The following is a 1,606-nucleotide window of genomic DNA, read 5'->3' on the forward strand; positions in this document are numbered from 1 at the left end:
TTGGAGAAAGTCGTCGACTGCAGGCCGTGTAGGTACGATCCGCCAAAAGGTACGGATCACTCATCCCTTCCATCCGCTGTGCGGTCGCATGTTCGATCTGATCTGCCGGCGGCGACATTGGGGCGAAGACCGGGTGATCTATGAAGGGCAGAATGGACGACTTTGCACGATTGCGAGTGCCTGGACCGACATCGATCCCGGGGATGAGTTTCGGCTGATTGCCGCGGGTCGAGCAGCCTTTAGGACCATTGATCTGCTGGCCGTGTGTGATGCGCTGGATCGGCTTGCCGAGGGATTGAGGTCCGACGATGCGTAAAGAGAATTGCGCCGCATATGTAAAGGGAATGACGCCGCGCCAAAGCAGCCAAACGATGGATTTTTACAATTTGGTCAGCCGAATATCAGCATGTGGTGCCGACTTTGGGCTTGATCATCAAGATGTATGGGCGTATTTATATTTACGACGATTTGAGGCCACGCATGAGGAAGGCCAAAAAACAGGATACGAAGAGCGCGGCGCTGGCGCAGGACGGCGTCCTCAATCCCGACCCCGAAGCCGTCCGCGACCTGCTGTTCGTCGGCAATCCATTCTTCGATGCCAAGGACTTGGTCCAGGTCCGTTACGAGATGGTGCGGCGCCATCAAGTCGACGGCGTTGCCATCAGCGAAGCCGCCGCGACGTTCGGCGTCACCCGCCCAACCTTCTACAAGGCCCAGAGTGCGCTGCAGAGCGCAGGAGTCGCCGGCTTGCTGCCGAACCGGCGAGGCCCCAAGGGGGGCCACAAGATCTCCGCAGAGGTCATTGCGTTCGTAGCCGATCTCAAGGCTGCAAGCCCCGAGCTGACGACACCGCAATGTCTCGATGCGATCGAGACACGCTTTGGCGTCACGGTGCACAGGCGCAGCCTGGAGCGGGCGCTGGCGCGCAAAAAAAAACGACTCACTTCAACCTGATCGTTCCGCCGGCGGACGCCACGGACCGTTACGAGGAGCTACGCGCCGCGGTATTGCGAGGCGAGCTCGCTGCCTGCTTCGGCCTCGGCATTCTTCGCCGCCAAGGGCTCGCTGCATGGATCAGAGCGCTCGGGCAGCGCCGCCACGCCGAGATGGCGTACTGCGATCATCCGACCACGCCAGCGATCAAGATCGATCCATTGCCCGCGGCGGGCGACCTCACGCGCCTCATCGCCGGCATCATCATCGCCATCGCAATGGAGCCCGCCCATGGCTGAGCTCAAAGTTACTACCGAGCATCTCAAGCGCGCCGCCTACCTCTATGTCCGCCAATCGACCCTCCGCCAAGTCGCCGAGCACGGCGAAAGCACGCAGCGCCAATATGCGTTGCGCGCTCGGGCAATCGCCTCGGGCTGGCCGATTGAACGCATCCACGTCATCGATTGCGATCTCGGCAAATCAGGAACAAGTACGACAGCACGCGAGGGCTTCCAGCAACTCGTGAGCGAGGTGGCGCTGGGCAAGGCCGGCATTGTCATGGGCCTGGAGGTCTCGCGGCTTGCACGCAACTCGGCTGACTGGCATCGCCTCATCGAGTTGTGCGCGTTGACGATGACGTTGATCCTCGACGAGGACGGAATCTACGATCCAG

At 61.0% G+C, this 1,606-nt stretch carries 4 protein-coding genes; 3 read left to right on the forward strand and 1 reads right to left on the reverse strand.

From position 1 onward, the window contains the following. Both XH79_RS03745 and XH79_RS03750 read left to right on the forward strand, forming a co-directional pair. Positions 1-316: DUF5372 family protein (locus XH79_RS03745; RefSeq protein ID WP_271580737.1), on the forward strand; the 316-nt coding region annotated here is incomplete at its 5' end. Between the two features lie 110 nt (positions 317-426). After that, positions 427-954: a helix-turn-helix domain-containing protein gene (locus XH79_RS03750; RefSeq protein ID WP_271580738.1), complete on the forward strand. Its 528-nt coding sequence runs from the start codon at positions 427-429 to the stop codon at positions 952-954. 38 nt (positions 955-992) lie between these two features. Here the strand turns inward: XH79_RS03750 and XH79_RS03755 are convergent, their stop codons facing one another. Next, complete coding sequence (locus XH79_RS03755) at positions 993-1,226, reverse strand: hypothetical protein (protein WP_271580739.1); 234 nt, start codon at positions 1,224-1,226, stop codon at positions 993-995. On the opposite strand from XH79_RS03755, the gene XH79_RS03760 reads away from it, so the two are divergent. Beyond that, positions 1,225-1,606, forward strand: a 382-nt coding sequence (locus XH79_RS03760) for a recombinase family protein (RefSeq protein WP_271580740.1), incomplete at its 3' end; no start/stop codon positions are given. The genes XH79_RS03755 and XH79_RS03760 overlap by 2 nt on opposite strands.

It is taken from the genome of Bradyrhizobium sp. CCBAU 45389 (genome assembly GCF_028128625.1).
Taxonomy (GTDB): domain Bacteria; phylum Pseudomonadota; class Alphaproteobacteria; order Rhizobiales; family Xanthobacteraceae; genus Bradyrhizobium; species Bradyrhizobium liaoningense_B.